At 45.2% G+C, this 6,402-nt stretch carries 5 protein-coding genes; 2 read left to right on the top strand and 3 right to left on the bottom strand.

Going from position 1 to position 6,402, the window contains the following annotated elements; all coding sequences use genetic code 11:
• Positions 1 to 47 precede the first annotated feature (47 nt).
• Complete coding sequence (locus tag QT979_RS28200; RefSeq protein WP_445304820.1) at positions 48 to 1,073, bottom strand: DHH family phosphoesterase; 1,026 nt, start codon at positions 1,071 to 1,073, stop codon at positions 48 to 50.
• A 246-nt stretch (positions 1,074 to 1,319) separates the two neighbouring features.
• The gene (locus QT979_RS28195) at positions 1,320 to 1,817 is read right to left on the bottom strand and encodes an HNH endonuclease (RefSeq protein ID WP_333082663.1); all 498 of its coding nucleotides are present in this window, start codon (positions 1,815 to 1,817) and stop codon (positions 1,320 to 1,322) included.
• A 345-nt stretch (positions 1,818 to 2,162) separates the two neighbouring features.
• On the opposite strand from QT979_RS28195, the gene QT979_RS28190 reads away from it, so the two are divergent.
• A complete protein-coding gene (locus QT979_RS28190; protein WP_333312319.1) occupies positions 2,163 to 2,627 on the top strand; it encodes a COP23 domain-containing protein in 465 nt (154 codons plus the stop codon).
• A gap of 74 nt (positions 2,628 to 2,701) precedes the next feature.
• Here QT979_RS28190 and QT979_RS28185 read toward each other — a convergent pair whose 3' ends face one another.
• Entirely contained in the window at positions 2,702 to 5,476 is a 2,775-nt protein-coding gene (locus tag QT979_RS28185) for an AAA-like domain-containing protein (RefSeq protein ID WP_333312318.1), read from the bottom strand.
• 114 nt (positions 5,477 to 5,590) lie between these two features.
• Between QT979_RS28185 and QT979_RS28180 the strand changes: the two genes are divergently transcribed.
• Positions 5,591 to 6,402: 5-formyltetrahydrofolate cyclo-ligase (locus QT979_RS28180; RefSeq protein WP_333312317.1), on the top strand; the 812-nt coding region annotated here is incomplete at its 3' end.

Genomic DNA, 6,402 nt, shown 5'->3' with positions numbered 1-6,402 from the left:
TTTGAAAATTACAAAAATAGATGTTTGCTTACTTGGCATTTTAACTGTTAGTTTAGCATACCAAGTAAGGAAGAACCGTCTTTGTCGTGAACAATTGCGTAGACAACTGCTGTGTGTACGTTCTCCTCTGTTACTAAAAAGTCCGCCGCTTGGGGAATAGAATCCCGATCGTCATAGCGGAGGTAGCCGATGCCGGCGATCGAAAAATTGTTCTGGACGGTGCGGTGTTTGAGCGATCGCTCGATCGCGTCCATCACCCACTTAGAACGAGACGACTGTAACACGGCATTCAGTAACTGCGGGTCGTAAAACCTGCTCAAATAAGCCGCAGCTAAAAAGTCCTCCTCCTGAGCTTGTCTGAGGGCGATCGTATCCGATCGCAAACCGTGCATCAAAGCTGTAGCGCACTTGATGTGCAGACTGACGCTGGCGTCGAGAGTTAGGAGTCCAGCCTGTAAATACTCGGCAAAAATCGTGGCTGTAGCGCGGATTTGAGGGCGCAAATCGATAAATTCTGCCTTCATTTCCCCCTGCAAATTGTGATGATCGATGACGGAGGCGATCGGAACTCCAGCCGCTAAAATAAACTCGGTTAAGCTACAAGTCGTCCCTTGGTTGTCGATGAAAGCGCAGCCCTGAAACACCGACAAATCCTTAGTTTTTACTGTTTCCAGCGTCCACCGCTGCAAGGGCAACCCTGTCAATTTAACTAAGGCAATATTTTCTTGGTGGCTGAGGGCGCCGGCGTAGATAATCTCGCATTGGATATCGTATTGTTCGGCGATTAATTTGTAAGTCCAAGCGCTGGAAAGTGCGTCGGGATCGGGAAAATCTTGCAGCAAGATTAACTGGCGAGTGCCTTTGTGCCGATCGAACATTTGGCGCAATTGCTCGACTTTGCGATCGTGCAATTCCTCGCGGAGACGGCTGCGGTTTTCCTCGGAAACAACTTCGGCTTTGCTGCGCCGTTTCCCAGGCCCACTCACTCCGGGTACAACCTCGCTGCTGGCCTCAAGTTCACCTTCGTCGTTGCCGGATGTTTCATCGGAATTGTTAGGGGGATGGTCTTTCATCGTTAAAAATTAACAATTTAACTATTTCAGGATTTGCGCGACATTCTATCTTAAACCCGGTTTCTTTGTAGATGCCTTGTTGTCAAAGCCCATACTTCTTACTAGAAACCAGATTTAAGAGCGTAAATTCTCTCTTTAACTGTTTAACTTTTTAACTCATGTAGAGAGTGTGCGTTCCCAGGAACGAAGCAATCTCAGGACTCAGAACTTCCGCAAAAAACCCCCGCGCTTGCGCTGACAGGGGTTTTAAAGACCAATTACATATTTTTGCCATTCTTTGTGCATACCGCTCTTAACGTGTTTAGTCACTTCAAAATAAAGACCGCTGTGAGGTTTCCTAGGTGGATAGCGCAGCGACATTCCCGCTTCTTTTGGCGTGCGGCTGCCTTTATTGACATTGCAGCGGACACAAGCGGTGACGAGGTTTTCCCAACTGTCGCCTCCTCCGCGCGATCGGGGAATCACATGATCGAGGGTTAAATCGTCCCCCGCATAACTACAGTATTGACAAGAGTGTGCGTCCCGGTGCAAGATGTTCCGGCGGGTCAGCGGAATATCCTTATAGGGAACTCGGACGTAATGCCGCAGTCGGATCACAGTTGGTAGCGGGAAGTTTGGCGCAATAAATTTCCCGTTGTGTTCTACCTGTTCTGCTTTTCCTTTCAGCAACAAAACTACCGCCCTTCGCCAATTGGTGATGTTAAGGGGTTCGTAGGAGGCGTTCAGCACCAGAACATTGCCCATTGTTGATTATTAAAGAGAATATTTTTTTCGATGTTAACACAGGTTCCCCTTTAGGTGGGACAACCTCAGAAAGAGCGAGGGGAGCGCAAAAAACGGTGCAAAACCACTCCTTTACCCTATACCTTTGCGCTTGCGCCCCCTGTGGCTGCACCTGTTTTCTGCCTTTGGTGTTTGTCAGCGAGCTTTTTTCCCTGAGTTTTGGCTTAGATGAGGCCAGTGTGTGCGATCGCAAAAATTTGCAGAATAAACTTTATTTTTTTCTCTAAATGCCTAATCTTCCCGGCAACAAACAGTTTAACTTTTTAGACTATTAGTAACCTTAAATGAAAAAGCTTATTACTGCTCATGAAATTTCGGCTCTTAAAGTCTGCTTTGAGTGCGTCAATTATTGCCCTTGCTGCTCCGATTTTAGCAAACAGTCCAGCCTTTGCCCAAACGCCTTCATTCTTCTGTGGCGCTGCTGGCGGCCGCCCAGCTACAATTGCTGTCCAACAAGGCAAAAATATTCCCGTTATTTTGTGGCTAGCTGATAACTATTTCAATGAATCAGGAGAAGACGCGATTACTCGGTGCACCCGAGTATCGGGAATTCTCAACAACTCACAACCGCAAGGAACTTGGGAGAATATTGTCACAGCAGGTGCATCGCCCACCGGTCAACTAATTATTTGTGCAGCTAATCCTCAAGACGGTTCCTGTAGATTATTATATCAAGTACCCAAAGGCCAAAATCCAGAACAAGCTCGACAAGAACTCTTAAGAAGAGTCACAAATCCTAATGTAAGTGTTTCGCCTGTTAAGGTAAATTGATAGTCATAAGTTATTAGCTACGGGTAGGGACAAGGCATTGCCGTGTCCCTACTTGCTAAAGTAATGTATGCACCCTACTTGCAGATAGTTGAAACTCTGGTAAAATACTTCGGTTGAGTGGCGAAAAAATTGCAGCTTTGCTTCAGCAATTCTTCTAACCCTTCAACCTGCCTCAACCATACAGTGCCGTTGCTTCCAGCTACAGCAATTTGCTTTCCGTCTCGACTCCAACTGACACTAACAACATTCTCCTCGAACTCAAATTGAGCAACCTGTCGCCCCGCTAAATTCCACAGCCGTACAGTCTTGTCAATTCCCACTGTAGCAAGCAGTTCTCCGTCGGGGCTAAAACTAATTGATTTCGCATCAAAATGCAAGGTTTGAAATTCCTTAACTAATTCTTTTTCTGAGAGATTCCACAGCCCAACTTTGCCATTCAATGTTACTGTAGCAAAGCGATACTGGTGTTGAGCTGGAGTGAAACTAATCCCTATTGCCTGAACAGGCAGTGTTTTTTTTAGCTTGCCCGACAAATTCCAAAGTCGCACTGTAGATTTGCCATCTAAAGTCGTTATGAAATCGCCCTTTGGGCTAAAATTTACGCTTCTCACTAAGCCGTTGTGACCTGGGAGTTTCTGGCTAGGTGATACTAATTGTGGCAGTTTAGACAAATCCCAAATTGCAGCATAGCTGTCTATCCCTGCCGCGGCTAATAACTTTCCTTCGGGACTAAAACTGATGCTGGTAACAGAGCCTTGGATTCCTTTCAAAGTAGAAATATTTTTACCTGATAAATTCCATATTTTAACAGTGCTATCCCTTCCGGCTGTCGCTAAAAAATTACCGTTTGGGCTAAAATTTACCATATTAACTGACCGCTGTAAAGCTTTCCATTCAGCAATTTTTTTCCCGGAAGAGTTCCACATCCTAACTGTATCGTCTATTCCGGCGGTTGCTAAGATTTGCCTATTTGGGCTAAAAGTGACGCTGGTAACTGCACCTTTATGAGCTGACCACTTAATCTTTCTTTGCGGACTTAATGAGGCTTTGACCTGCTGTGTTTCACTAATTTCATCGAGAATTATTTGTAAGGCTAACAGCGGTCTTGTTGCCGGGTATTGTTCTAGCTTAGGTTTGTTTTCAACCAAGGTTTTTAATTTTTTACCGGAGGCGATCGCCCTCAGTAAAGCTTCTGATAAAGCTTCGGTGTTTTCGGTTTTTTGAGATACCGCTAACAATAAAGCATCGCTGCCATTTTGTTCAATTTCAATACTTGCTTGTGCTAGTTTAAACCGCTGGTAAGCAAGAGTTGAAAAGCCGATCGCTGTCAGTAACGATGCTGCCAGTACCGCAGAACCGATGCCGATCCACTGTTTGGCTTTTTGTTTGGCAGAGTCAGCTTCACTCAAAGCTTTTTCGGCATCACAGACAGCTTTTTTGGTTTCGAGTGTAGCTGAACGCAGCAGTTGATTTTGGTCGCTCAAAATAACTTTCTGGCTGGCAGTCAAAAACTGAAAATCTTCGTTTCTCAAACTTTTTCCTGCCGCCCAAACTAATGCTGACTGCAAATCATCTCCTCGCAACAGTTGGGAATCATCTTCACAGCTAGAATTTAGCCAGAGTTTGATGGCTTCGGAGTAAGGCGAGAGTTTTTCTAATTTTTGTTCAATTAAGTCTTGGTTAAATACAGCTTGATAAATAGGATTAGAAATTGTTAATTTTTCCCTGCGCTTAACGATTAATCCGCTTAATCGTAATTCCATTTGTTCGGCACTACCATCGGGGACAATTTCAGCTTGTTCTAATATTTGCTGATACAATCCGAGTCTCCTGACAATCCGTTGGTTTTCTCTGAAAAGCCGATCGCGAATTGTGGACAAATGTTCGGGCACATCTTGAGTTTCCCAATTCTCCACGATTTTCAAGCGCACTACTTTCTCCACCCACTCTTGAGAAGTGTGAATTTTATCTCTCTCCCCCTCTTGGCAAGCGGTGGCAGCATCTTTCTCCCCCTCTTGGCAAGCGGTGGCTGGGGGGGGTAAATTCGGGATTAATTGTGGATTTTCCAGCAGAAGTTTGCACAGCTTTTGAGTCAAAAAAGGCTGCCCGCCCGTCCAATACAAAACCTCTCTCAAAACTTCATGAGGGCTATCTGTCAGGTCTGCCAACCCTGCTGCTAGCGGTTGAGCTTCTGTTTCGTCAAAACCAGTTAATTCGATCGCCTTGCCAATATTAAAAGGGGTATTGCTGGTGGCATTTTGCTCGCGGCACAAATCCGTCGGCGATGCTACGCCTAAAAGGGCCCAAGTTAGGCGATCGAACTCTGAATTGTTGGCGCGCTTGTTGTAGCACGATCGAATTAAAGCTAAAAAATCGTCGGCGGGAAAATCTAGGGCGAGAATGCTGTCGATTTCGTCAATAAAAATGACAATATTGCTGGTAATGTTGGGTAAAAGTACGGTTTCGATGAATTCGCTCAATCTTTGAACCGGAGTTAAAAAATTGCGATCGCGCCACCAAGTCCGCACGTTGACAATATCCGACAGGTTAAAGTTATTTTCGAGAATGCGTAGCAAACCAGCATACCACTGTTCGGGAGTGACGCCGCGGTTGCCAATTTCCGAAATGTCGATCGCAGCACAAGCAATTCCTTCATTTCTCAGCCGCTGAATTGTCCGCACCTGCAAGCTAGATTTGCCCATTTGCCGGGAATTCAAAACATAGCAAAATTCTCCGGCTTTCAATCCGTTATATAAATCGTCGTCGGCTTGCCGCTTCACATAATTTGGAGCGTTATTTGTCAAACTCCCACCGACTTGATAATAACTGGGTTTTGTGGTAAAATTCATATAATTTATTCGGTTGAAACCGCTACTACATAAACAAAATCCGTCTTCGCAGACTGAAGAAGTGAGGCGGTATTAAAGCATAATTATGTATGATAAATTGTAGCACAATAGAGCATGAAAACTGATTGGACTGGATATAACGACGACAAAGACAAGTTAAGAGATGAAATTTGGTGTTTGCTGAAACAGCAAGCCGCATCTATTGGCGATCCGTTTGGTCATATTCCAAACTTTGTCGGTGCACAGGTGGCTGCCGAAAGATTGGCAAATTTACCAATTTGGCAACAAGCAAAAACGATTAAGTGCAATCCTGATTCGGCGCAAAATCCGGTGCGGATGCAAGCTTTGCAAGATGGAAAACGCCTGTATATGGCAGTACCGCGATTGACAGACGATCGCTGTTTTGTAGAGTTAACTGCTGAGGATTTGCAGAGACAAAATATATCAATTGCCGAAAGTGCGATCGCCCGCCAAGCTCTCGATTGCGGAAAATTGGTAAGTTTTGCAGAAATGGAGCCGATCGATTTAGTAATAGTCGGTTGTGTAGCGGTGGCGCGCAACGGGGGAAGAACCGGGAAAGGTGCAGGATTTGCGGATTTGGAATTGGCTATGTTGCAGGAATTCGGGTTAGTACAAATCGATACGCCTATTGTAACAACAGTGCATCCTTTGCAAATAGTCGCAGATTCGCGTTTACCAATGCAAGCTCACGATTGGGCGCTGAATTGGATTGTTACTGCCCAGGAGGTAATTGATACTAATACAAGTTATCCGCGTCCAATGGGGTTAAACTGGGATAGTATACGGCCGGAACAGTTGGAAAAAATTCCAATTTTGCGAAAGTTCAACGTAAGGATTCAGGTCGGAAATTCGGGAATGAGATCAGGCCGAGCCAAGTCACAAGAATGGGCAGAAATAGCCTCACG

It is taken from the genome of Microcoleus sp. w2-18bC1 (assembly GCF_036700365.1).
GTDB lineage: Bacteria > Cyanobacteriota > Cyanobacteriia > Cyanobacteriales > Microcoleaceae > Microcoleus.
Note: the sequence above shows the minus strand (reverse complement) of the source record. Positions and strands in the feature narration are given on the sequence as shown.